Annotated in this window: 25 protein-coding genes and 1 pseudogene; 5 read left to right on the top strand and 21 right to left on the bottom strand. The window is 39.9% G+C overall.

The window, feature by feature from the left end; all coding sequences use genetic code 11:
- Nucleotides 1–475: 475 nt before the first annotated feature.
- Nucleotides 476–1543: an SDR family oxidoreductase gene (locus DCO44_RS06310; protein ID WP_116760140.1), complete on the top strand. Its 1068-nt coding sequence runs from the start codon at nt 476–478 to the stop codon at nt 1541–1543.
- Nucleotides 1544–1899: 356 nt separating this feature from the next.
- Here the strand turns inward: DCO44_RS06310 and ligA are convergent, their stop codons facing one another.
- The 5 genes from ligA to DCO44_RS06285 all read right to left on the bottom strand — a co-directional run bounded on the left by ligA (nt 1900) and on the right by DCO44_RS06285 (nt 10107).
- On the bottom strand, nt 1900–3939 hold the full coding sequence (gene ligA / locus DCO44_RS06305) for an NAD-dependent DNA ligase LigA (RefSeq protein WP_116760138.1): 2040 nt from the start codon (nt 3937–3939) through the stop codon (nt 1900–1902).
- A gap of 87 nt (nt 3940–4026) precedes the next feature.
- The gene (locus DCO44_RS06300; protein ID WP_116760136.1) at nt 4027–4983 is read right to left on the bottom strand and encodes a cell division protein ZipA C-terminal FtsZ-binding domain-containing protein; all 957 of its coding nucleotides are present in this window, start codon (nt 4981–4983) and stop codon (nt 4027–4029) included.
- 1 nt (nt 4984) lies between these two features.
- A complete protein-coding gene (gene smc, locus DCO44_RS06295) occupies nt 4985–8437 on the bottom strand; it encodes a chromosome segregation protein SMC (protein WP_116760134.1) in 3453 nt (1150 codons plus the stop codon).
- A gap of 9 nt (nt 8438–8446) precedes the next feature.
- Nucleotides 8447–9142, bottom strand: a complete 696-nt coding sequence (locus DCO44_RS06290) for a GntR family transcriptional regulator (protein ID WP_116760132.1) — start codon at nt 9140–9142, stop codon at nt 8447–8449.
- Between the two features lie 155 nt (nt 9143–9297).
- Nucleotides 9298–10107 carry a sulfite exporter TauE/SafE family protein gene (locus DCO44_RS06285; RefSeq protein ID WP_116760121.1) on the bottom strand — a complete coding sequence of 270 codons (810 nt, stop codon included), beginning with the start codon at nt 10105–10107 and terminating at the stop codon, nt 9298–9300.
- Between the two features lie 28 nt (nt 10108–10135).
- Here DCO44_RS06285 and DCO44_RS06280 point away from each other — a divergent pair, with 28 nt between their 5' ends.
- Nucleotides 10136–10894 carry a biotin--[acetyl-CoA-carboxylase] ligase gene (locus DCO44_RS06280; protein ID WP_116760119.1) on the top strand — a complete coding sequence of 253 codons (759 nt, stop codon included), beginning with the start codon at nt 10136–10138 and terminating at the stop codon, nt 10892–10894.
- A gap of 9 nt (nt 10895–10903) precedes the next feature.
- Nucleotides 10904–11650, top strand: a complete 747-nt coding sequence (locus DCO44_RS06275) for a type III pantothenate kinase (protein ID WP_116760117.1) — start codon at nt 10904–10906, stop codon at nt 11648–11650.
- Here the strand turns inward: DCO44_RS06275 and DCO44_RS06270 are convergent.
- Nucleotides 11626–12204, bottom strand: coding sequence for an RBBP9/YdeN family alpha/beta hydrolase (locus DCO44_RS06270; protein WP_116760115.1), 579 nt, complete (start codon nt 12202–12204; stop codon nt 11626–11628). The genes DCO44_RS06275 and DCO44_RS06270 overlap by 25 nt on opposite strands.
- Nucleotides 12205–12348: 144 nt before the next feature.
- Nucleotides 12349–13758, bottom strand: coding sequence for a signal recognition particle protein (gene ffh, locus DCO44_RS06265; protein ID WP_116760113.1), 1410 nt, complete (start codon nt 13756–13758; stop codon nt 12349–12351).
- Nucleotides 13759–13896: 138 nt separating this feature from the next.
- Between ffh and DCO44_RS06260 the strand changes: the two genes are divergently transcribed.
- Nucleotides 13897–14706, top strand: a complete 810-nt coding sequence (locus DCO44_RS06260; protein WP_116760111.1) for a cytochrome C assembly family protein — start codon at nt 13897–13899, stop codon at nt 14704–14706.
- 189 nt (nt 14707–14895) lie between these two features.
- On the opposite strand, the gene blaMCA is transcribed toward DCO44_RS06260, so the two are convergent.
- From blaMCA to DCO44_RS16820, 3 genes are all read right to left on the bottom strand, one after another.
- Nucleotides 14896–16068, bottom strand: a complete 1173-nt coding sequence (gene blaMCA, locus DCO44_RS06255; protein WP_116760109.1) for an MCA family class C beta-lactamase — start codon at nt 16066–16068, stop codon at nt 14896–14898.
- Nucleotides 16069–16638: 570 nt separating this feature from the next.
- Nucleotides 16639–17061, bottom strand: coding sequence for a MerR family transcriptional regulator (locus tag DCO44_RS06245; protein ID WP_116760105.1), 423 nt, complete (start codon nt 17059–17061; stop codon nt 16639–16641).
- Between the two features lie 32 nt (nt 17062–17093).
- The gene (locus DCO44_RS16820) at nt 17094–17606 is read right to left on the bottom strand and encodes an SRPBCC domain-containing protein (protein ID WP_228157517.1); all 513 of its coding nucleotides are present in this window, start codon (nt 17604–17606) and stop codon (nt 17094–17096) included.
- A 240-nt stretch (nt 17607–17846) separates the two neighbouring features.
- Here DCO44_RS16820 and DCO44_RS06235 point away from each other — a divergent pair, with 240 nt between their 5' ends.
- Nucleotides 17847–18782 carry a tRNA dihydrouridine synthase gene (locus DCO44_RS06235; protein ID WP_116760103.1) on the top strand — a complete coding sequence of 312 codons (936 nt, stop codon included), beginning with the start codon at nt 17847–17849 and terminating at the stop codon, nt 18780–18782.
- A 60-nt stretch (nt 18783–18842) separates the two neighbouring features.
- Here the strand turns inward: DCO44_RS06235 and DCO44_RS06230 are convergent, their stop codons facing one another.
- From DCO44_RS06230 to DCO44_RS06180, 11 genes and pseudogenes are all read right to left on the bottom strand, one after another.
- Nucleotides 18843–19289 (bottom strand): YybH family protein, encoded by a 447-nt coding sequence (locus DCO44_RS06230; protein ID WP_116760101.1) that lies wholly within the window; start codon nt 19287–19289, stop codon nt 18843–18845.
- Between the two features lie 332 nt (nt 19290–19621).
- Nucleotides 19622–19957, bottom strand: a complete 336-nt coding sequence (locus DCO44_RS06225) for a YegP family protein (RefSeq protein WP_016165324.1) — start codon at nt 19955–19957, stop codon at nt 19622–19624.
- A 220-nt stretch (nt 19958–20177) separates the two neighbouring features.
- Nucleotides 20178–20555 carry a 5-carboxymethyl-2-hydroxymuconate Delta-isomerase gene (locus DCO44_RS06220; RefSeq protein WP_116760099.1) on the bottom strand — a complete coding sequence of 126 codons (378 nt, stop codon included), beginning with the start codon at nt 20553–20555 and terminating at the stop codon, nt 20178–20180.
- A 115-nt stretch (nt 20556–20670) separates the two neighbouring features.
- Nucleotides 20671–21015 carry a zinc ribbon domain-containing protein YjdM gene (locus DCO44_RS06215; protein ID WP_044739298.1) on the bottom strand — a complete coding sequence of 115 codons (345 nt, stop codon included), beginning with the start codon at nt 21013–21015 and terminating at the stop codon, nt 20671–20673.
- A gap of 84 nt (nt 21016–21099) precedes the next feature.
- Entirely contained in the window at nt 21100–21717 is a 618-nt protein-coding gene (locus DCO44_RS06210; protein WP_116760097.1) for a class I SAM-dependent methyltransferase, read from the bottom strand.
- Between the two features lie 61 nt (nt 21718–21778).
- Nucleotides 21779–22141 (bottom strand): DUF488 domain-containing protein, encoded by a 363-nt coding sequence (locus DCO44_RS06205; RefSeq protein ID WP_116760095.1) that lies wholly within the window; start codon nt 22139–22141, stop codon nt 21779–21781.
- 35 nt (nt 22142–22176) lie between these two features.
- The gene (locus DCO44_RS06200) at nt 22177–22521 is read right to left on the bottom strand and encodes a DUF2004 domain-containing protein (RefSeq protein WP_116760093.1); all 345 of its coding nucleotides are present in this window, start codon (nt 22519–22521) and stop codon (nt 22177–22179) included.
- Between the two features lie 14 nt (nt 22522–22535).
- On the bottom strand, nt 22536–22982 hold the full coding sequence (locus DCO44_RS06195; RefSeq protein WP_116760091.1) for an SRPBCC family protein: 447 nt from the start codon (nt 22980–22982) through the stop codon (nt 22536–22538).
- Nucleotides 22983–23091: 109 nt separating this feature from the next.
- Nucleotides 23092–23460, bottom strand: coding sequence for a ribonuclease E inhibitor RraB (locus tag DCO44_RS06190; RefSeq protein WP_016165331.1), 369 nt, complete (start codon nt 23458–23460; stop codon nt 23092–23094).
- Between the two features lie 82 nt (nt 23461–23542).
- Nucleotides 23543–24208 carry an RluA family pseudouridine synthase gene (locus DCO44_RS06185; RefSeq protein ID WP_116760089.1) on the bottom strand — a complete coding sequence of 222 codons (666 nt, stop codon included), beginning with the start codon at nt 24206–24208 and terminating at the stop codon, nt 23543–23545.
- Between the two features lie 126 nt (nt 24209–24334).
- Nucleotides 24335–25032: pseudogene (locus tag DCO44_RS06180) on the bottom strand (DUF1003 domain-containing protein).
- Nucleotides 25033–25097: the final 65 nt, after the last annotated feature.

Here is a 25097-nt window from a genome sequence, read left to right as displayed (position 1 = left end):
GAGAAACATACGCATTTGCAGTTTAATTTAAGTCATTTTCCGCATATAAAATAAGCCTTTGCAGTATTTTGCATCTTAGGGCAACGGCTATTTCATTCAAAATTTTGCTTATTTTAAAATTTGTAACTATTTTAAATAGCCCTTATTTCACCACGTCTTTAAAACATCACGAAGTTAAAATTATCACACCATCATTTTTTTATTATTAAAAATAAAAAGTTACTCTCAATTTAGAGTTTCAAGTCCCCACTGTTGCAGAGTAAGCGTTAAACACACCGCCCAACATTTTTTATTGATCACGTTGTCTATATGGGATAATCAAGTCGTCTTTACCTCGACCAACTTGGTTTTATAACGTGCATCAACATCTACGTTGAAATGACGCATAAGTTAGATACCTGTTTCCCATAAGCAAAGACTTTAATCACATTCGCGCTTACACTATGCCAATACTTAAAACAACAATGGTTGATCTATGACAAACTTAGCAACACAAGCACCTGTACTGGTCACAGGTGCCTCGGGTTATATTGCCAGTTGGGTAATTCAAAAATTATTAACCCAAGGCTATACCGTACATGCCACTGTCCGTGACCTGAACAAAACTCAAAGCTTCGCGCATTTATCTAAAATTGCAGAAAGCAGCACAGGAACACTCAAACTATTTAAAGCGAATTTGCTCGAACCAAATTCATTTAGAGATGCCATGCAGGGCTGTGAAATTGTGTTTCATATGGCGTCACCTTTTGTCGTTACCAACTATAAAGATGCAGTGAAAGACATCATTGAACCTGCTGTTTTAGGTACAGAAAATGTTTTAAACACCGTGAATGAAACTGAGTCAGTCAAACGCGTCATTCTCACTTCGAGCATTGCATCGACCTATGGCGATGCCGTGGATATTTTAAAAACTGATCATAATACTTTTGATGAAAGTCACTGGAATACCAGCAGCTCAGAGACCCATCAGCCTTATCCATATTCTAAAGTGATGGCTGAACGTAAAGCTTGGGAAATGGCAGATGCACAAAACCGTTGGCAATTGATTTGCATTAACCCAGCGTTGGTCTTTGGTCATTCATTAACGCCAAATACGCAGTCAGGTTCAATTGAGGTCTTACAACAATTTACCAATGGCTTAACTCTCGCTGGTGTTCCACCCATGTGGAATGGTGTGGTCGATGTTCAAGATGTCGCCGAAGCACACCTACAGGCGGCATTTAACCCAAAAGCAACAGGCCGTTACATCGTCAGTGGCGATACTTTGAGTTTGCTTGAAATTGGTCAATTACTTAAAGCTCATTTTGGTTGGAAGTTTCCATTTCCACGCAATGAACTGCCAAAAGCGGCCTTTAAAGTGATTGGTCCGTTCATTGGTTTTAGCCGTGAATTTGTTGAACTGAATATGGGTTACCCTATTTATTTTGATGCGAGCAAGAGCCAAAAAGAATTAGGTTTACAGTATCGCGATGTCAAAGAAAGCTTGATTGAGCACTTTCAACAATTGCTCAACGATGGTCTGATCAAACAATATATTCCTTAAAAATAAATAAAAGGCATAATGCTAGTCAATTTCATGGCTGACGAGCATTACACCTTTTCTAAATTGATGAGGGCATATGAGACACAAAATGTCATCAGCAACTGTTCGAGACAACACTACATTCGAAAAAAATGTTTCTGCGACAATTTTATTCATTGATAACAATGAACGCGTTTTGCTGATGACTAATGCCTTTGGTTACTTTGGGCTAATCCAAAGTAACCTACGAACTTCAAGCATTTGATGCTAATACGATAAGACTCCGCTGCGACCCCCTCATCATTAAAAGTCGTTTTAGTCGTGCTTTAACTAAACGCTATTATCTGAACAGTATATTTTTGATCCAAATCAAAAATCTAAGCCTCTAACTGACCATAATCTTGCATCAGTTGAATAAACTCGCTTTCATTCATCACATGAATACCGAGCTTTTCAGCTTTTTCTAATTTGGAGCCAGCTTTTTCGCCTGCGACCAAGCATTTAGTTTTGCTTGAAACACTGCCACTAACACGCGCACCCAATGCTTGTAACATCTGGGTTGCATCATCACGCCCCATTTGGCTGAGCGTACCCGTAATCACCCAGCTTTCACCGTTAAAAGGTTGGCGTGTTGGAGCGACAGGTGCATCCCAATGAATACCCGCAGCCAACAATCGATCCAAAACTTCAAGGTTATGGGGTGCTTGGAAGAAATCGACAATCCACTCTGCCGTAATATCACCAACATCTGGCGTTTTCTTTAAAGCCTCAATATCAGCTACCCGTAGTGCATCAAGGGTTTGGAAGGTATTGGCCAACATTCGTGCTGTTGTTTCACCTACTCCGCGAATACCAAGGGCATAAATAAATGCAGCCAACGTGGTTTTTTTACTATTTTCGATCGAATCAATCAGGTTTTGCACTGACTTCTCACCCATTTTTTCAATGGTGAGCAATTTCTCTCGATGTTCATGTAAGTGGTAAATGTCTGCGACATCTTGAAGTAAATCCAAATGTAATAAAGATTCTACCCAACGATCCCCCAAACCTTCAATGTCCAGAGCCTTACGTGATACAAAGTGGCGAATTGCCTCAATCCGTTGTGCAGAACAATATAATCCGCCCGAGCAACGCGCTAAAGCTTCACCTTCAGGCATCACTACAGGTGATTCACAGACAGGACATTGTTCTGGTAAATGCACTTCCTGAGTATCATTTGGACGGAATTCGGGCCAGACTTTTTCCACCTTTGGAATGACATCACCACTACGATAGACACTGACCGTATCGCCAATACGGACATCTAGACGATGAATTTCTCCAATATTATGTAAGGTCACATTGGAAACTGTAACCCCTCCCACAGCGACTGGGTTCAAACGTGCAACTGGGGTTAGCGTCCCTGTTCGTCCCACTTGCCAGTCAATATTTTCAACCGTTGTAAGCGCAGCCACCGCAGGAAATTTATAAGCCGTTGCCCAACGGGGTTCTCGACTTAAAAAACCCAACTGCTGTTGTTGTTTTAAATCGTTAACCTTAACCACCATCCCGTCAATTTCAACGCTTAATTCAGGTCGTTCGGCATTGATTTTTTCATAAGCCTGTTGCACTGCTTGGATACTGTCACAAACGAAATGTCGCTCACCGACGGCAAAGCCAAACCCAGTCAACCAATCTAAACTTGCAGACATGGTGGCTAAGCCATGATTCGGTTCACACTGCGCAATACCATAGGCATAAAACGCCAGTGGACGTGCAGCAGCCACATTCGGATCTAACTGTCTTAAACTACCTGCCGCAGCATTACGTGGGTTGGCAAAGGTTTTTTCACCTTTGGCTTCATTTTCAGCATTTAACTTTTCAAAACCAGACTTTGGCATGAGCACTTCGCCACGGACTTCCAGTAACGTCGGAACCATACCAGAGGCATGCGTTAAAACTTTCGGTAAGTTACGAATGGTTTTAACATTCTGGGTAATATCTTCACCCGTTTCGCCATCACCACGAGTTACGCCACGAACGAGCACCCCATTTTCATACCACAATGAAATTGCCAAACCATCGAACTTTAATTCGACATCGTATTCAATCTTCTGATTCGGTAAACGTTCTTCAATGCGTCGTGCGAAAGCAAATAGTTCTTCTTGATTAAACACATTGCCCAACGACAGCATCGGCACAACATGTGTCACCGATTCAAATTTTGCCAATGGTTTAGCACCGACTTTATTGGTCGGGGTATCGGTCTGAACCCATTCTGGATATTGTTGTTCTAATGCCTTCAGTTGGTGAAATAACTGGTCATACTCACTGTCGGCAATGGTGGGCTGATCCATCACATAATAGGCATGATTATGCTGTGCCAGAATCTGAATCAGTTGACGCATTTGTGCGACAACAGTGTTTTGCTGAGTCATAGTTTCACCATAAAAAAGGGCGGTTTCTCCGCCCTTCAACAATCTTGTCCAACTATTATAAAAGTCAGACTCTCATTTTAAATTTGATTATACCGTTGCTTGTTGACCAGAACGATAATCAATGGCTTGATGACGCCAAAATTCACGCAATTGCGCGGTCATTTCCTGCTGATTTTGATCATAAATCGTGCCATCAATTTCACGTGCAATCAGGTTGGAAATACTGACCATGGTATCAAACGCATTTTGCACATCATGATGTGGTAACGCCAAGAAAAATGCCAAACCTTTGACTTGCTCATTGGCTAAAGTTTCTAAGTCAAATCCAGCAGGCCCCTCATCGGTAATTTGTAAAACAGAAAATGAAAGCTTTTCATGTTCTTCATCATAACGATGGAAACATGCCATTTCACCATAACGAAGACCGTATTTAAGCAACACTTTTAAAGTCTTGTCGCCCGTCAATACACGGCGTTCTGGATAAATATTGAAAACAATAAATTCTTCTGCCGTTTGTAAAACACTTTCTTCATCGACACGTTGTTGTTCGTGTAAATGTTCATCTAAAATGCTACTTTCTTCGTTAAATTCAACAATTTCTGCTTTTTCAATATGATGTGCATTTAAATGTAAACCTTCATCTGCATTCGCCACTGGTGCAGTTTCTTCTACTTTGGCTGTCACCTTTGCCTCAACCACAGTCTCTGTTTGTGTTGCTTCTGTCGTGGTTTTGGCATCTGTATTGACGACTGAATCTGTAGCTTGTTGTTTTTCTGTGGCAACTTTAGGGTCATGCTTTTCTGTGAGATCTGCAACCACTTCAGCATCATTCAGCGTTGGCTCAACGCGTTCTGTTCCTTCTGTTGAGGTCTGCAATTGATCACGTACATGACGCGGAATAATTGGAAGCTGACTATCTGAGTTCACCTGCAATTCGCTCTCAAGTGAAGGTGTTGCATTCGCATTTTTTTTAAACAACATGCGAAAACCGATTAAAATAATGATAACGGCAATAACAATACCGACTATTGTTGTGACTTCCATATTATGACTCCGCGACTAAACCGTATTCTTTTGCCTGTTCCAAATTTACGCTAACAAGTTTTGATGTCCCGGGCTCTGGCATCGTTACCCCCAATAAATCAGTTGCCATCGTCATTGCTAGCTTGTTATGTGTAATGTAAATGAATTGCACTTGTTCAGAAAGCTCTTTTACCAAATTACAAAAACGACCAACATTGGCATCATCCAAAGGGGCATCAACTTCATCCAATACGCAGAACGGTGCTGGATTTAAACGGAAGATGGCAAAAACCAATGCCAATGCAGTCAGCGCCTTCTCTCCTCCAGACAACAATGCCAAGGAACTGTTACGCTTACCTGGTGGACGTGCCATGAGTTTAACCCCAGATTGCCAATCATCTTCTAAAGTGAGGCAAGCTTCGCCGCCATTAAAAACTTTTGGAAATAATTCCTGCAACTCAGCATTCACCTGATCAAACGTGGTCATAAATAACTTACGTGTTTCCTGATCAATACTTTTCATTGCAGCTTGCAGTTGTGCAACTGTTTTTTCTAAGTCTTCAATTTGATGACTCAGTTCATCAAAGCGCTTGGACACTTCCTCATATTCTTCCGAAGCCGCTAAATTGACTGCGCCCAATTTAGCAAATTGTTGTTGAGCTTTTTCCAATTGGGCCTGATGTGCAACTAAATCAATGTTTAAGCCCGTGATTAATTCACTGTCCATCGCTTTCAACTGTTCAGAATAGTGTTGAAAGTCAGACTTGGCTGCTTGCCATGACAAACGCTTTTCTTCCAGTTCAGTCCGTAAACGTTCATCTTGTTGTTGCTGTTGATGGCGCTGCTCGGTCACTTGCTGTTGCTTTTGTTGCACACTGTTCAACTCAAGCTGCCATGCATGCCATGTTTTTTGTAATTTCTCGGTTTGCTGAGATTGCTCGGCAAATTGTGACTCCAAACTCGGAAGTTCTAACTGAACTGGATCAACAAACTTCTTTGCCTGCTCCATCTGCTGACCAATTTGCAGATTTTGAGTTTTCAGGAAAGAGCTATCTTTTTCCAACAGTTCAATTTGCTGTTGGGTCTGTGAGTTTTGACGGCGCAACACTTCCAGCTCTTGTTGCGACTGTAAACTTTGTTGCTGTGCCAACTCTAATTGTTCTGTCAATTCATCCAGTTGGAATTGCGTAGTTTTATAGTGTGGTAAAACTTGTTCCAGCTTTAAAGTCAGTGCATGCAAATCAATTTCCAGATCATCCTTTTGCATGGCATCTTCTTCAAGCTGCTCATCCAACTGTTGCAACTGGTCACGCAATTGTTGTTGCTGAATGGCAAAAGCCTGTGCACTACTCTGTAACTTGGCAATATTTACATCCAACTGTTGTAAAGACTGTTGCTGCTGTTTCAGTAATACTTGCTGTTCTTTTAACTGCATTTGAAGCTGCTGAATCTGTTGTTGTAGACTCGGTAATTGCTGATCCGCCAGCTCATACTGTGCCTGTAAATTATTCAGCTCAATTTCAATGCTTTCTAAACGAATCCGATGGCTCAGTGCACCTTGCCCGGCTTGGCTACTTTCATCATAAAGCAAGCCAATGACCCAATCCGCCGCAACCTGATAGCCATCTAAACTTAAGATGGACTGCCCATGCTGAAGCTGAGATTGATAAGACAGAGCTTCACTTAGTGTCGTTGCAATAGCAACCTGATTCCACAATGAATGCTGTGCAGAGGCAATCCAATCTGCCAGACATGGCAATTCAGCCACTGCAAGTTTACTGCGACCGACGCTCATTTTAAGCTGACGCGCAATGCTCGCTTGAAATTCCGTCTCTGCATCTAGCACTTCAGCCGACAGCCACTTGGCAAGGAATTTCTCGATCAATTGGGCATGCGGTTTGCCCTGTTCTGTCAGCTTCAAGGTCTGCATCAATTGCACATTGGCATTGTGTGATTCAGGACTTTGCTTGACCAAAAGTTGGGTTAAGTTTTTCTGTTCAGACTGCAACACCTGCATCTCAGATTTTAATTGCAGCACCTGACTCTTTTGCAGAGCAGATTGTTCCTGTAATTGTTCTAACTGTAGACGCTGCTGCTGAATCATTTGCTCGGATTGTTCAATCTGGGTCTGAAGCAATTGTTTATCTTGCTCCAGTTGTTGCATATCTTCATGCTGAGTTTGGTTTTGAATCTGAGCGGCTTGCTGTTGCAAAGTTTGTTTTTGTTGTTCTATGCGTACCATATTTTTAGTTAATTGCTCAGACTGTGCCAGCATTTGCATTTTCTGCTGTTGCTGCTTTTCCACTTGTGCTTTGAGCTGCTCAAACTGCTGCTGCACTTGCTGCTGTTGTGCTTTTAAATCTTGATAACTTTGACTTTGTTGCTGATTTAAAACGTCTTGTTGCTGCAATTGTTCAGTTTGATCTTCCTGTTGTTGCAGTAAGGTTTCAAGCTGTAATTCAATCAGTTGCAAACGCTCTTTGGTTTGTGCCTTTTGCTGTTCGAGTTGCGCCAACGTTGAGGTATTTTGTTGAAAAAGTGACTGCTTTTGCTCTAAAGTCACTTTCAGCTCAGCCAGTTTTTTCTCAGCTTGCTGCCATTCATTTTGCAATGGCGTCGATTGTTGAATCAGGCGCTGAAATAACTCACTGGTCGAACTTAAATCATGTTCCAAAGTGGTTAAATCTGAACGTACCAATTTAAACTGATCACCCAATTCATTCATTTGCACCGTATATTCCTGCTGCAAACGACTGCTTTGTTCGCATTGGAAAGACAGCACTTCCACTTTAATGGTACGAATGGTTTTTTCTAATGCTTTATATTGAATTGCAGTTTCAGACTGACGCTTTAAAGTTTTTAACTGAGATTTGAGCTCTTGGGCAATATCATCTAAACGAGATAAATTTTGGGTGGTGTGATCTAAGTGTAATAAGGTCTCACGACGGCGCGCCTGATAACGAGATACACCAGCCGCCTCTTCAAGAAACACCCGCATTTCTTCTGGTTTGGCATCAATCAGACGGTTAATCATGCCTTGTTCAATAATGGCATACGAACGCGGACCTAAACCTGTTCCCAAGAAAATATCGGTAATATCTCGACGACGACATTTGGTCCCGTTTAAAAAATATTCAGACTTGCCATCTCGATTGACCTGACGGCGAACCGCCAATTCATTATAGGCATTATAAGCGCCACCCAATTTGCCATAAGTATTTTCAAAACGGAGTTCGACACTAGCAACGCCCACAGGTTTACGCTTGGCTGTCCCTGTGAAAATGACATCCTGCATGCTGCCGCCACGGAGTTGGCGCGCATTGGATTCACCCATCACCCAGCGAATGGCATCAATCACATTGGATTTACCACAGCCGTTCGGTCCCACCACCGCACTGCGGTTGGCTTTGAATTGTAAAGTCGTGCTATCGGCAAAAGATTTGAAGCCTGAAAGTTTTAAACTGCTTAAACGCATAATGTCCTGCTAACGTCGTGAACGACGCGCCCATGCTAATTCGATTTGTTTCATGCGTGTTAGAGATTCCAACACCAAGTTACGCAAGTGTCGACAAAAATCGTCCATAAATAAAGTGGCTTGTTGTGATTTTCGGATTAAAATTGCATCACTCACCAGTTTAAACAACTCAAACGACTCTTGTAACTCTCTACGCGAAGTATTTAGGGTTAAGAAGTAACTACGGCGCATGGAAGGTAACAGCTCCTGATAGAAATTCATCAAGTACGGATTTGCCACCATATCTTGCTGTCGCGCCAAATATTGAAAAATTAAATCATAAAACTTTTCAGTATGCCCCTGACGACATTCTTCTTGAATTTGCTCCATCAAACGTTGGAATTGCTCTGCTTCATGCTGACGCCACGTTTCCGCAATGCGTTGCACAATTTGCCCAGACAGCATGGCACAACTGTCAAATAATGCCCGCACCTGTTGTGCTGACATTTCAGAAACAATTGCACCGCGTCGCGGGAAAATCTGAATTAAATGCGTACGCTCTAACAGTAGCAAAGCTTCACGCACCGAACCCCGACTAACATCGAGTTCTTTGGCAATTCTTAATTCCTGAATTCGCTCACCTTCGACCAATTCGCCACTAATGATCTGCTCACTAATGTGTTTGGCAATTTGTTCCGAGAGGCTCTCTATTTCTTCTTGTTGCATACTTTTCCTATCTTGTTTTTATAAGATGCAATCCACAATACATCACATGACTCATGGAACAGTTTTAACTGATTTCAACCATTCCGCGCCATGTCATTGTCAGACAATATTATGTCTAAAAAGCCAATTTAAACAGCAAAAGTCATCATAAATCTTTAGAATAATTTTGAAAATCCTTGGTAAATAAAATAAAGACCTACGGTGGTGAGCAATCCTGAAAAACATCTTTTCAGCATGGTAGCTGACAATTGATGAGCAACTTTCGCACCAAGTTTAGCTGTGATAAAACTCATCAAACTGATACCTAAAAATGCATAAACATGAATATAACCAATAGTATTCGGTACATCGACCTGTGCTTTGGCACCAAACCACATAAAGCCTAAAGCGCCTGCCACAGCAATCGGTAAACCACAAGCTGCCGATGTGGCAACCGCCTTTTGCATGACCACCCCATGACGGTTCAAATAAGGCACGGTTAAGCTGCCACCGCCAATCCCAAAAATAGCGGAAGCAATTCCGATCCCACCACCTGCTAGCATTTGTTTCGCTGTCGAAGGAAGCTGCTTCGAGGTATCCACTTGAGCTTTTGCCCCTTTGAACATGCGATAAGCCACCCAAAGCGCAAAAAAACCAATGATCAGTTGTAAGCCCTGACCTGGCAGTAAATCTGCAATTCCTGCACCTAAGAATGACCCTAAAATTAAGCCAGGCGCCAAGTGACGAAACACTGACCACAGTACCGCACCTTGCTTGTGATGTGCAGACACCGAACTGAATGAAGTTACAATAATGGTCGCCAAAGAAGTCCCCAATGCCATGTGCATAATGACCGATGGATCATAATGAAGTTGGGTAAATACAATATAGAGGATCGGCACAATAATTAAACCGCCACCCACACCAAATAATCCTGCGGTAAATCCTGCGATTGCACCAATCAGTAAATATATGATTAACTCCATAAATATTTTTCACTATGCTCAGATTCAAATGGATGTAGAAACTCGCCAACTACAACAACGACTTCAAGCGGCTCAACAACTTCCTGAAGTCCTGATGCTCAAACCGACCACCGCATCAACCAATGATGATGTGCGTGAAATTGCACAAAAAGGCATACAAAGTGCATTGGTGTGTAGTGCCCAACAAACTCAAGGAAGAGGTCAGCGACAACGACAATGGGTGTCACCCGAAGGAAACGTGTATTTAAGCACATTGCTTAATACTCGAACAGCAATAGATGGGCGCTTAGCTTTAGAAGTTGCCTTGAATATTCTACATATGCCCAGCCTCGAGCAGTTGAACTTACAAATTAAGTGGCCCAATGATTTGTACAGCGTACAAGGTAAATGGGGCGGTATTTTGATTGAACCCATCACACCAAAACAAGTCATTGTCGGTGTTGGACTCAATCTTGCCCCTGTTGCGGATGCGAGTATTGATCAACAAGTTACGTCACTCACAGAGCTAGGACTACAGGGCACTTCACGCATTGATTTGATTGCTGAACTTTATCTGGCGATTCACCGTGCTGGAGAATGGTTTGATCATCAGAGCTATAATCTAGCAGCACGTTTTAATCGTTATGCCGCTTTTCAGCAACAAGCCGTCGAGTTTGAACATAGTACAGGGCATTGCGCTGGAACCTTTATTGGCATTCAAGACGATGGTGCGGTACTACTTGAAACCGAAGCAGGTATTCAAAGTTTTTACCAAGGTCGTTTACGACTCAGTACAGCAACCCAATAGGATGATGTAATGAAAAGTTTATGGCTCGATATTGGTAATACTCGACTCAAATATTGGATTATGCAACACGACCAAGTTGTGGAACATGCTGCTGAGTTACATCTACAATCCCCTGCCGATTTACTTCTCGGGTTAATTCAACATTTTCAAGGCTTGAATATTCAGCATGTCGGGGTTTCCTCGGTTCTAGACCCAGATAATAATCAACGTATTCAAACTATTCTGAAACGTTTAGCAGTGCCTGTCATTTTTGCCAAAGTGCATACCGAATATGCAGGCTTAAAATGTGGCTACGATGATCCTACGCAGTTAGGAATTGACCGTTGGCTACAAGTCTTGGCAGTTGCCAATCACGCGAATCAAAATTATTGTGTGATTAGTTGTGGTACTGCCCTAACCATTGATTTAGCGGATGGATTACAACACCTAGGCGGCTACATTCTGCCGAATTTGTATTTGCAACGAGATTCCCTGATTCAAAATACCAAAGGCATTAAAATTCCAGATGCGGCCTTTGAAGAACTCAGCCCGGGGCGAAATACTATTGATGCGGTGCATCATGGCATTTTATTAGGTTTGCTCAGTACCATTGAACGCGTTATGCAACATTCACCGCGACAGCTTGTATTGACTGGTGGTGATGCTGAATTGTTTGCCCAACATTTACAGCACTATCACCCGATTATTGAAGCAGATTTACTTTTAAAAGGTTTACAACATTATATTCATCATCAAACTGAAAGCATCAAAGGCTGAAGAATCTGCTGCAAGAGTACAAATTCACTAAAACCATCCTGCTGGGTAAAGTGCCCTGCCTGTTTCACTTCCAGCAATTGCGCATTCATAAAATGTCCAAATTGCAGCGCAAGCGGAGGTGGAACAACAGGGTCGTTATTGGAAAACAATACGATTCGATGTGCAATTTGACGGTGTAACACACGACTTTGTAAGGTAGTTTGTTGGATAAATGAATTAAGCTCAGTCTTATGTGGCGGCACAGATTTAAACCCTGCCACACAAATAAGCGCCTCCATTTTTTGATGGTTTAAATGCTGACTCAAATAATGAGCGACAGCTAAGCAACCCAAACTATGTGCTATCACAATACTGTGTTCATTCAGGTCTGATATCTGCATATCCAATGCTTGTTGCCAAAGATCGAACTCAGGAACATCTGCATCAGGTAAAAAAACCAATTTCGCTACGCCGTGCATAGCTTTGACCTGTTGTGCCAACCAAGAAAACCAATGATCTTCTGGTGAAGCATGCTCACCATGCACAATAAAAACAGTTTTGGAACAATTCGACATAACTACATTTCTTTTTATTCATTTGCGATCAAATACTAATCACAACTTTTATGGTTTTATATTGATCTTTTGTAGTTTGTTTAAAAATTCAAGACATAAAAAATAGGTGCATCAAGCACCTATTTTTTATTGAAGTATCTTCAATTATTTCTTTTGATCATTGTTGCCGAAGAGTGGCCCCATGCCACCACCGCCACCGAATTGCTTTTGTAAGCCACCCAATGAACGCATCATTTTCGCCATGCCCGATGGATTGGCGAACTTCTTCATCATTTTCGCCATTTGCGCATGTTGTTTGATGAGTTTATTCACTTCAACCACATCCATACCACAACCTGCCGCAATACGTTTTTTACGGCTTGGGTTCATCAAGTCTGGGTTACGGCGCTCTTTAATGGTCATCGATTGAATAATCGCTTCCATTTTCTTCACTTGCTTTTCAGGGTTTGCTTGTGCAATTGCATCTTGAATCCCTGAATTGCTCATGCCAGGCAACTTGTCCAAGAAGCCCATCATGCCGCCCATTTTGTTCATTTGTTCAAATTGCATCAGCATGTCTTCAAAGTTGAAGCTGCCGCCTTTTTGCAATTTTTTCGCCATTTTTTCGGCTTTTTCTTTGTCGATTTTGCGTTCAACTTCTTCGACTAAAGAAAGTACGTCACCCATACCCAAAATACGTTGTGCAACACGCTCAGGATGGAATGGCTCTAAGGCATCGAGCTTTTCGCCCATACCCAAGAATTTGATTGGCTTACCTGTAATCGCACGAACCGAAAGTGCTGCACCACCGCGCGCATCACCATCGGTCTTGGTCAGGATCACACCCGTTAAAGGTAACGCATCATTAAAGGCTTTGGCTGTATTTGCCGCATCCTGACCTGTCATGGCATCAACCACGAACAAAGTTTCAGTTGGCTTAATCGCAGCATGTAACTCTTTAATTTCGTCCATCATGTCATCATCGACATGTAAACGACCCGCAGTATCGACAATCAAGACATCCGCAAATTGGATCTTGGCTTGTTCAATCGCACGATTAGCAATATCAATTGGCTTTTCACTGGCATTCGATTCAAAGAAAATCGCACCAACTTCACCTGCAACCGTTTGCAACTGCTTAATTGCCGCAGGACGGTAAACATCGGCAGACACCATTGCCACTTTTTTCTTTTGGCGTTCTTGTAAGAAACGCGCTAATTTTGCCGCAGTGGTGGTTTTACCTGCACCTTGCAAACCTGCAAGAAGTATAACCACTGGAGGTTTCGCTGCGAGGTCAAGGCTTTCATTGGCCTCGCCCATCATTTTGGTTAATTCGTTATAAACAATTTTAACGAAGGCTTGCCCAGGGGATAACTGCGTCATCACTTCCTGGCCTAATGCTTCTTCCTTAACTTTCGCGATGAATTCACGAGTTACAGGTAACGCAACATCGGCTTCAAGAAGTGCCATACGTACTTCACGTAACGTATCTTTAATATTATCTTCGGTTAGCTGCCCTGAGCCAGTAACATTTCTTAAACTCTGCGTGAGTCGTTCTGTTAAGGTATCAAACATTGCAAAATCCGCTTAAAATAGCCAGTAGCAAAAAAATCTTTCTTAAAATAGAAAATTTATGCATAAGATGCTATAGGATACTGTAGTTCGAGTCGAATTTATATAAATGAATATTCATCATCCTGAAAAAGGTTTGACATGATTAGTCTTCCCTTGGCTTATACCATTTTGGCTTTAATTGCCTATACCACCTCCTTTTGGTATTTATTCCTGCATTTAATGTCGAAACGTGAACCAAACCATTGGTTTATTGGCGTAATTTTGGGTTTAGGGCTACTGCTGCATGCAGGGGTGCTTTGCCATGACATGCTTACGCCACTTGGGGTCAATTATGATGTTTTTGTGCTCATGTCCTTTACCTCAGGTTTAATGCTACTACTGAGTTTAATTTTTAGTACTTATCGCCCGATTCTGGCATTAAATTTAATTGGTATTCCTGTCGCTGCGACAGGGCTGATTTTAGGCTTCGCCTTTAGTAAACCTGATCAATTTATTGAACAGCATTCGGTTAGTCTAGATATTCACATTATTTTGTCTTTATCGGCCTATGCTGTTTTGCTAATGGCAACCATTCAAGCGGTAATTTTATGGTTCCAAAACCGTGAGCTAAAAAACAAACAAAAGAAGCGTATCTGGGTTAATTTGCTTCCATCTTTTCAAGCGATGGAATCGTTATTGTTTGATTTAATTCAAACAGGCTTTATTTTACTGACCACAGCATTACTGTTTGGTTTCTTTACCATTGAAGATTTCTTTGCTCAGCATTTAGCACATAAAACTGCGTTCAGTATTATTTCATGGTTTGTTTATGGTTCACTGTTGATTGGGCACTACAAATTTGGTTGGCGCGGGCAAAAAGCCATTCGCTTTACCCTGATCGGCTTCTTCCTTTTAGCCGTTGGTTTTATTGGTTCTAAGTTTGTACTGGAAATGATTTTAGGAAGATAAAGGCATTTTTTCAGTTTGGCTGATTAAAGATATAGAACATTCTTCATTACGCGAACGAAGAACATCAAAATTCAATAGAAAAGCCCAGTTTATATAAACTGGGCTTTTATCCAATCAACAATCTATTGATTATAAATGACTTAGATAGTGCATTTCGTATAAGGTGTATTATGTTGATTTTAGAGAACGTTAATTATCTTTCAATGTCTCAAAAACATTATATGCAGCCTTAATACGATCTACATTTGGTATCTTTTTATTCATTAACATAACCAATCCAAATCCTTCTTCTGGAATAAATAAAACATACGCCCCAAAGCCATTGGTCGAACCTGTTTTATGAAAAACTTTAGATTTTGGTTGCGATAATTCTTTTACAACAGGATTTGAGCCCAATAAGATTTGTTTTGAATTACTAGCCTGCAGAATTTCAGAAGTAGTGGGATAAGAAAACATTTCCCATCCAAGTGCTTGTGTCATACCGCTATCAGCAACTTTAAAATATCCTTTGTGTGTATCCAATATAGCTTTTTTCATAACAGGGCTATTTGTATCTACATTAAGATTCGAATTTACAAACTTAAGCATATCTGGGAGTGTTGATTTAACGCCATATGCCTCATCCGACAATGGACCAGGATTAACCTGAATTGGCTTGTTATTTTCATCATAACCAAAAGCATAGTTCATTTTTTGTGCTTCTGGAACATTGACGTATGTATGTTTCAAATTAAGTTGAGGAAAAACAGTCTTCTCTAATAATGAAGAGAAAGGAACATTCATCGATTTTGCAGTTAGATACCCAAAAAGTCCTATACTTGGATTTGAGTATTCACGATAAGTACCAGGAGGATTCTTTACTTTCCAATTTTTGAAATACTCTAATATTTGCTTATCAGTTTTGACATTATCGGGAAATTGTAATGGTAAATTACCACTTGTATACGTTAATAATTCTAATAAACTTACCTTATTAATTTCTGAATTTTTTAAAGCAGGGACGTATTTACTAGGATAATCGTTGAACGATATTTTACCTTGATGATTAGCATATGTTCCCGAAATAGCAGTAAAAGTTTTACTTAAAGAACCTAACTCAAAAAGTGTCTGACTATTTACGCTTTCATTTGTATCTTTAGATCGAACACCATAATATTTTTCATAACTTTTACCGTTGTAAATTACACCTATAGCCATACCAGCTACACCGTACTCATCCATAAGTGGCTTAAATGATTGGGTAACAACTTTTTCAATATTTTTCTCATTTTGACTGACTTCACTTGCATGTAAATTCATACCCAAACCCATAACCATGGTAATGAAGCTTACTTGAAAAAAATATTTTTGATTAAAAACCATCAAGTTAAAGTTCTTTTAAAAAATGGGAAATATAATCTCATATACTAAATATTACATATGTATTAATTTTTTTAAAAATAACTTCTTATATAAAAATCATCTAATCCAACAGCCATTTAACACAATAGCGCTTATACGAAGTACACTTGCATATTAATATTAATATCAAATATTTAAAAATATCACCCAAGTTAAAAATGCACAAAATGCCGACTTTGAAACAAGTCGGCATTTTATTCAGCAAATTTGTTACTTTCAGCCAATAAAGTTGATCAAAAAATCGCTCATATTTCAGCTTTTCCCTGATACCCCCTGCTCTTGAAATTATCTGCAATTTCTGCGGATACACCTAGGGGTAAGTTTTGAGCAATTCTGTACGCTCAGGCTGACATGAATTAGGGGCCATTACGTCTATGTCACTACTGCGATTTTTCATATGATGGGGATATAGAGAACAGGAAGTTCCAAAGAACAAAAATAAGAAAGATCGCACTAGGACTGCAAGGTACGACAGGAGTTATACCAAGCGAACCGATACGAAAAAGCCCGACAGGATGTCGGGCTTTTTTATTAATATGTGCTTTTTGTAATGTGATATAAGTTTTCAATCATGTTTGAAATTATTTCCTTATTCTGAACAAAAGAATTATCTTCAATATGTTTTTTCATATCATGAAGTGTATTTTTTCCATATTCTAACAACTCAATTTGTTGATTAATAATTTCAATTTTTTTATCAATGAGTTGATTAGAAATAACATTACATGTTTCAGAAGGCGGTTTTGTCTCAAGTTCAATTAACTGTTTAATCTCTTCTAAACTGAATCCAATGCTTTTTAAACAGATAATTAACTTAACTTTTTGCTCATGTATATCATGATAATTCCTGTATCCATTTGCTAATCGATCAGGAATTAATATTTTACGCCTTTCATAAAAACGTAAAGTATCTAATGAAAGACCATATTTTAGAGAAAATTGACGAATATTCACTCAACCACCACGATTCTTTTATCTAGGATATTTTAATAAGTGTCTTTGTTGAATGGATGATCTTCAAGATATTGTTTGAAGGATTCATTCATTCTCTCAAAATTTAATTGCGTAGGTTGAATAACAAAATAATTTAAAATAGGCACAAGTAACCCATTAAAATCTTCAGCCTGAATGAATTGAGTTGTATTAGCATCAATTTTAGTAAAAACAAACTGATGCCGACCATTAAACAACCCATTGATATAGAGCTTACCTTCCCATTCTAGATGATATTGATCAAGTTTTTTTACCTCTGGCTGCATTTGAAATTTCACATTTTTGTTTTCATCATATAAATCGACAATAATTTGTTGACCTACATGTGTGGGAAATTGATTAAGACCAAATAAAGTATTCCACTCTGAGTAAGATGAAGTACATGTAAATAGCTCCCAAACATAATCTATTGGTTGATTTATAATGATCTTTGTTTCGATTCTTTTATGTCTAAAGATAAATAGAAAAAACAAAAATAATGCAATGATAGTGAAAAATGTTTCCATAAAATAATGTCTTTATTACTCAAGAAGACAATGATTCTAAGATTGGAGTCTACTCCAACATCAAGGAAAATTTTAAGCTATCAGCTAACGCTTATAAGCTTTGGTCCTTAACATAAAATCACTGTGACAAAACCTTCATCGCCCCCTCTCTAGCGACAATATTTCAAAGCCCTTCGCCTAGACAATTTGCACAAAAAAACGTATAACACCGTTCTTCAAATTTAACTGGTGACTCAAACCGTGAAACTCATCCTTGCACCCATGGAAGGCTTAACTGACCCGATTATGCGTGATGTCTTAACATCCGTCGGCAGCTTCGACTGGTGTGTAACCGAGTTTATTCGTGTCACCAACTCTGTTTTACCTGATCATATTTTTCATCAGTTTTGCCCTGAATTACTCAACGATGGGAAAACAGCTTCGGGCACACCTGTGCATGTGCAGTTTTTAGGTAATGATCCTGAAATGTTGGCAGCCAATGCCATTCGAGCTGTTAAACTCGGTGCGCCAGCCATTGATATGAACTTTGGTTGCCCTGCCAAAACGGTGAACCGTCATCGTGGCGGTTCGGTATTGTTAGATGAACCTGAAGTGGTACACGAGTTGGTCAAAGCCGTGCGCGATGCTGTGCCTCCGCATATTCCAGTATCAGCCAAAATGCGCTTGGGCTATATGGATCGCAACTTTATGCTGGAAAATGCTCATGCAATTGAAGATGCGGGCGCAGCTTGGGTAACGGTACATGCCCGTACCAAAGCAGATGGCTATACCCCACCCGCGTTTTGGGATCAGTTACAACCGATTCGTGAAGCATTGAAAATTAATGTGATTGCCAATGGTGAAATCTGGACCAATGCCGATGCTAAACAATGTCGCTTAGAGTCGGGTTGTGAAGATTTGATGATAGGTCGTGGTGCTGTAACGACTCCCGATTTAACCCAATGTATCCGCCAAAACTCAGATACCGCTTTATTGAGTTGGAATGATTTATTGGCTTTGCAAATTCGCTTTATTAACGGCCCAGCCAAAACTGAAATTGGTATGCTTGGTCGCTATAAACAATGGCTAGGCATGATGTCTAAGCATTATCCTGAAGCGAAATTACTTTGGGATGAAGTAAAACGTATTAAACAATTGCATGAAATTGTAGAAAAATTAGACGCGACAGTGATTTAAGTTTCAAATAAAGGCCATGAGATACTTTTCGTATCTCATGGCTGTTTCAAGCTAAAAGGATTAACTCACTTCGCTCAGTAAAATAGGCAGTCCTGTTTCAAGTTGTATTGGCATAGAAATATGCTGATGCGCCACTTTCCAGACTTGCTCTACTTTCTGAAAACATATGGTGGTGCGGCACCAAAACACTTCTAAATTGGGAATTGCATCAATTTGATCGACCTTTGAAAAGCAGTGCAAGACAGCGAGTTCAGGCTGGGCAATAAGTTTAATGCCTTCACGATATACACGAATGTTTCCAGCTTTCACTGGAAGATAACGCCTCCACAATTGTTTGTACGCTTGTATACCCGTTAAATGGGTACTTACATCAATTAAACTTACATCTTCGACACAAAGATCAGCTAAAGCTTGTATATCCATGCTTGCTACAGCTTCATCCCATTGTTTCAGCATTAATAAGATGGCATGGGCACTTTGCTCATCACCCGAAATTTCTATGCTCATCGTGTCATTCCTTTACAGTGTATCCACTTATCATCAACATAAGCTCTGATTTTGACAGCATCACGACTTCAACGTATCTGCATACAAATTAAAAACATTCAGAGGCATTTTGTCTTTTATACACAGTCTCAGAAGGTGCACTCCCTACAGCCTTCACAAACCTTAAAACATGTGACTTTCATCACACTATAAAAACTATAGCGAAAATAATTCAGAGAATAAAGCGGTTATTTTAAAGGACGTCCAAACCCTTATTTCCTCACCGCTTTTAGCAAATTCAATCCAATAAAAAAGCATGTCGATGGACATGCTTAATCAGGATAAATTGGGCATTACACCGTTAAATCTTTAATTGTGATGGATGAGCCATTATTTTTGACTGACTCAATCCCCTTATCGCGTGATTGTTCGGAAGAGTAAAACTGACTGGTACCAATCACCTGATGGTTGGCTGCTTTTAAATTAAAATACGGCTTGCCATTACTGGCGGTTAAACGCTCATAACGACTGTCATCTGCACTATTTTTATGAACGGATTCTATTCCCACGTGCGCCGAGGCTTTTGCTTTGTACAGCTCACTGGTTAAAATTACTTCCCCATTACCCGCTTTGAGCACAAAGCGATATTGCCCATCTTTTGCTTGACTCAGCTCAAACCATCCAGACATATTTTTATTCCTCTTGTTGTTTTCACTTTACTTATTGTTGCTTAAAACTATTTAAGTTCTAAGAAATATAAATGACTTTTAGACAACAAAAAAGAGCATTTTTAATCAAACATTCGCTCAGCAGGAACCATTGTGATTCCTGCCGCCCCAAAACCATGCAATTTTTAGGGCGTGAGCATTAATTTTTGCTTAAGTAACTATATAAAAACACAAGATGGCATCACGTCACTGATGTAGGTACAACCACGGTTTTACCGTAAAAAGCGGCTTCCATTTCAATAATTTCCACACACAGTTGTACCGTCAAATGCATTTGCTTGGGTAGCAACTGCTGTAAAGCTAAAAGTAATTGATTGGAAATTTCTGTTTTTGTAGTTATATCTCGCCCTGAAAGCAAGGAAACCTTGACATGTACATAGGCTTGATTCGATTCACCTAAACCAATCAAATAATCACTTTGACAAATTGCTCGGCTTTTAATATCTGTAGCAACTTGTACATGGCCCGTAGCAAACAAAGCCTGATTTAAGCCCATTAAAACAGATTGAGAATGAAAGTTTTCTAAATTGTCAGAATATTCCAAATGAATATGCGGCATCTGAGTGCAACCCAAACAGTGAAAACTGGGTTATAACATGTTTTCATACCTCACTGATGCAAGAAAAAGGATGAGATGATCCTCAATCTCTGCATAGTGAGATAAAACATTACAATTAAACTTTTTTCACATATTCCGATTTCAGTTTGATTGCCCCAATACCGTCAACCTTGCAATCAATATCATGGCCATCGCTGGCTTCAGGCAATAAACGAATGTTCTTGACCTTGGTACCGACTTTAACCACTGAAGATGAGCCTTTAATTTTTAAATCTTTAATTACAGTCACGGTATCGCCATCAACCAATAAATTACCGTTAGCATCCTTAATTTGAGCAACCTCTTCTGCTTGGTTCAGCTCACCTTCTTTCCATTCGTGCGAGCATTCTGGGCAAATCAATAAGTCGCCATCTTGATAGGTATATTCTGATTGGCATTTTGGGCAGTTTGGTAAAGACATAAAAAACTCAAAAAATAAAAAATAAAACTTAGTGTACTGTAAAATTACGAATAACCCTAAATTCCATATGGGTATTTCTGCAAATTATTGCTTTTGAAACACCACATAATTAAATTTCTGAGCTTGTTGATTGGGTGTGATATGCACGTCCTGTACACTCGAAATGAAACGGAAATCGGGTTCAGCAAATTGTTGCTGTAATTGTGCAACACTATAACGTTGAACCTCTAATCCACTGCATTTCAAAGGACCATCTTCAGCAAAAGTAGCTACTATCACGTATCCTAAGGGCTGTACGGCTGTTTTCACTTGCTGTATATAACGCTTTTGCTCTTGAGGCTGGGTCAAAAAATGAAATACCGCACGATCATGCCAAACTTGATAGCTTTCTGGTTCGAATTCCACGCTTAAAAGGTCGGCTACCTTCCAGTGAATCAAATGAGCGCGATCACCTAAACGCTGTTGGCTCTGCTGCAAAGCCATGTTGGATATATCCAATACGGTTAAATGACGATAGCCTAAATCGAGTAACTCATCAGCAAGTATAGATGCGCCAGCGCCAACATCAATCATTGCAGCGTCAGGTTCCAATTTCAAAGATTGAATCAATTGTATCGATTGGCTTGCATGTAACTGAAACCAACTCACTTGCGTCACGGCTTTATCTGTATAAACCCGATTCCAATGTGTTTCTATTGACATGTCTTCATTCCCAGTAATGAATCACATAAGCAAATAATATTATATTAAAACATATTTTATTTTAAGTGGTTTCTTCTTCAAGGGATTCTAAATAATGCTTCAAGACCACAGCATGATTTTGCGTTGCATTCTTTGCCGCAGTAATCAAGCTAATATTATTGTGTTGGACTAAACGTCGTAATTCTGCGAGGGTTTCAGGATGTTGCCTCAATTCAAGTAAATATTTTGCTCGAAATTCTTGCCAGCCAATTAAATCTTGATGATAAGACTGCCTTAAAACAGTGGTCGGCGTAATCTCTTTGGGCCAAAGATCAATCTTGGCATCTTGTTTTTTAATGCCTCGTGGCCATAGACGATCCACTAAAATTCTTAATCCATCATCTGCGGTAACAGGACTGTAGGCACGCTTGATTTGAATCAGCATTGATTTGCTTAGCGATGCGAAAATAAAGAATTCATTTAACTTTCCATACTAATATCTTCAACATTTCCATCTTCATCAAATGAGACACATAACACATAGTCAGTCACATTTTCTGGCAGACTAAAGTCAATCGAATCATCATTTTCCTCAACGGAATGAAAGTCTAAAAAACGTTGGGTCGATAATAACTCAATTACCTGCTTCGCTTCAGGGCGCGTGAGTCCAGTATGATGCTGCCAATACTGTGGAGAAATTTCTTGCAGATGATGCTCCACATATAAGCGTACTTGATTATCTAACCCGACATCTTGCAGATAGCTTTGCCAAATCGCATTTCGGGCTTTCTGTTCTCTGTCCTTAAAATTATTAAACGTTTGCATAACAGTCTTACCTTTTATCCATCAGATATTTCAGGTGTAATCAAGAGTGCCAGCAATTGTAAAGACTCTTGCCAGCCCAAATAACACGCTTCTACAGGAATTACATCAGGTATGCCTGATTGCGTGATTTGAACTTCTGTCCCTACAGAGACCGCTTTAAATTGAACTTTGACTTCAATTAAATCGGGCATGTTTGGATCTTCAAATTGATCAACATAGCGTAACAGTTCATTCGGAACTACTTCGTGATATGTGCCACCAAAACCAATGCGTGTGCCTGTAGAAAAGTTAGTGAAATACATGCGATATTTGCCCTCAGGCTTCACCTCAAGCAAATCGACATGTGCTGTAAAACCGTGGGGTGCCATCCATTTGACTAAGGCATCTGCTGTGGTAAATGCCCGATAAACACGCTCTGGTGGTGCATTAAACACGCGATGTAATTGAACCGTATTCGACATGAGACACCTATATTTTTATTCTTTAGTTTTAAATAGTGTACGGCAGGCAGAGGTGGCTTATGTATAACTTGAGTATAAATTATACAGCACCCCCTACTTTGGCCTCTCACTACTCGTCATCATAATCATAGAGGTAGCTCAGGCAGCCCCAACCGTCATATTCACCTTGGAACATTTCAGCAATTTTAACGAACCACTCTTCTAAATCTTGAACATCCTGATATTCAGGAATCATATTGACATGAACATTCAACACCCATAAATCACTGCCATCATTTTTAACTTCTTCTTGGAACAGCGAAATTTTTTGTTCTTCATGCAATAAATGCAAAGCGCATTTTTCTGCCTGATCTTGGGTGGTAAAAACAATAGAGAATTCAATTTCATGTAGATCGGTTAGATCATTGCCATCTTCATACATTTGCCACAGTACATTACCGTTATCGTCATCTGGAAATAATTCATAGTTGCGGCTCATGGTTATATCCCTGCTTTTTGTTTATTAATTCAACATAATTTAGCATGATTTTATGACAGTTTAAGCCCCAAAAGAGACATTTTTAAAATGTAGCTAAACTCTGAATATCGACCAACTCACCACTAAATGGCTGGACAAACTTCAAGTGACTGGCATGTAATGCCATGCGCTTTAGAGGACTTTGAAAGGGTTCAGGATGATAGAGTTTATCCCCTGTGATGGGATGCCCAATATATTGCATATGCACACGTAATTGATGGGAGCGCCCTGTAATCGGAGTCAGCAATACACGGCTGATATCCTGTTCTGGATGATATTCCATCATTTCAAATAAGGTTTTGGCAGCTTTACCCAATTCAAAATGCACAATCTGACGTGGACGATTTTCCCAATCTGTAATTAAAGGAACTTCGACACTTCCCGATTGCTGAATCTGACCTTGTACCAATGCTTGATAATGTTTGGTCACCGTTCGTGCTTGGAACATTTTGCTGACCGCGACTTCGGCATCACGATGCTTGGCAAACATCAAAATTCCCGAGGTCGCCATATCCAAACGATGGGTAATTTTCGCATCAGGAAATTGCGCTAAAACACGATAATAAGCACTATCATGATGTTCAGGTAAACGCCCCGGCACCGACAACAAACCCGCAGGTTTATTAATCACCACTAAGTCTGCATCTTCATAAATAATCTGCAAAGGTTCTTGTGGCGGGGTATAAACGAAGTGGTCATTTAGAGACATGAGCAGATGGGATGACAAACAAAGCGGGCAAAATATCAAGCCAACATGATGCTGTCAATTTTTCTACGTTTCAGTCATTTCATTTATCCCAAAGTGATACTTTCTCCATTAAAAATCGACAAATATTTAGCGATGCTTATTCATTTCTGTCAGTAAATCTAACTGAATTTCTTGAATTTGTGTCAGCCTTTCCCATTGATGTAACAGCAAATGATCCATTTTTTCATGCAGGTGTCGAATCTCTAATTCCACTTTGAGATTAATCTGGTAATCATGCTGCGAACGTAAACGGTCTTTGGCTTCCTGCCGATTTTGGCTCATCATAATAATTGGTGCCTGAATCGCCGCTAAACATAACAATACCAGATTCAGCAAAATAAAAGGATACGGGTCGACGGGATGTACCCATAACACCACTGTATTTAACAGAATCCAAAGCACTAAAAAAACGCCGAAACAAATTAAAAAAATCCAACTGCCGCCAAAACTGGCCATTTTATCTGCCAGCTTCTCACCAAGCGTCTTTTTTTGATCAAATTCAGTTTCGATGTTTTTGGTAATCAGTTCATGCCGTTGCATGCTGCTAATCACTTCACACTCTAAATCGGTCAGCTCGCCTTTTTCAGATTTCAACAATGAATGTACATATTCGATGCGATAATGGGTCAAATCGGGTCGACAAATAAAACTGTCTGATGACCAATCTGGTTCATTTTTTTTGATCTCATCGCTGATCACATCACGAATCATATACCCAGAGACCCGTGCTTTATAAGGAAATGACTTTTACACACTGCACACGTTTGAGTTTGTCCATCTGTCATTTTTTTAATTGGTTTTCTATTTTGACTCCATCATAACAATTTTCTATGCAAATGAAGCGACTACA

This window comes from Acinetobacter sp. AM (assembly GCF_003105055.1).
Taxonomy (GTDB): Bacteria; Pseudomonadota; Gammaproteobacteria; order Pseudomonadales; family Moraxellaceae; genus Acinetobacter; species Acinetobacter tibetensis.
The sequence above is the reverse complement of the archived record's forward strand: the minus strand, read 5'-3'. Positions and strand labels throughout refer to the sequence as shown.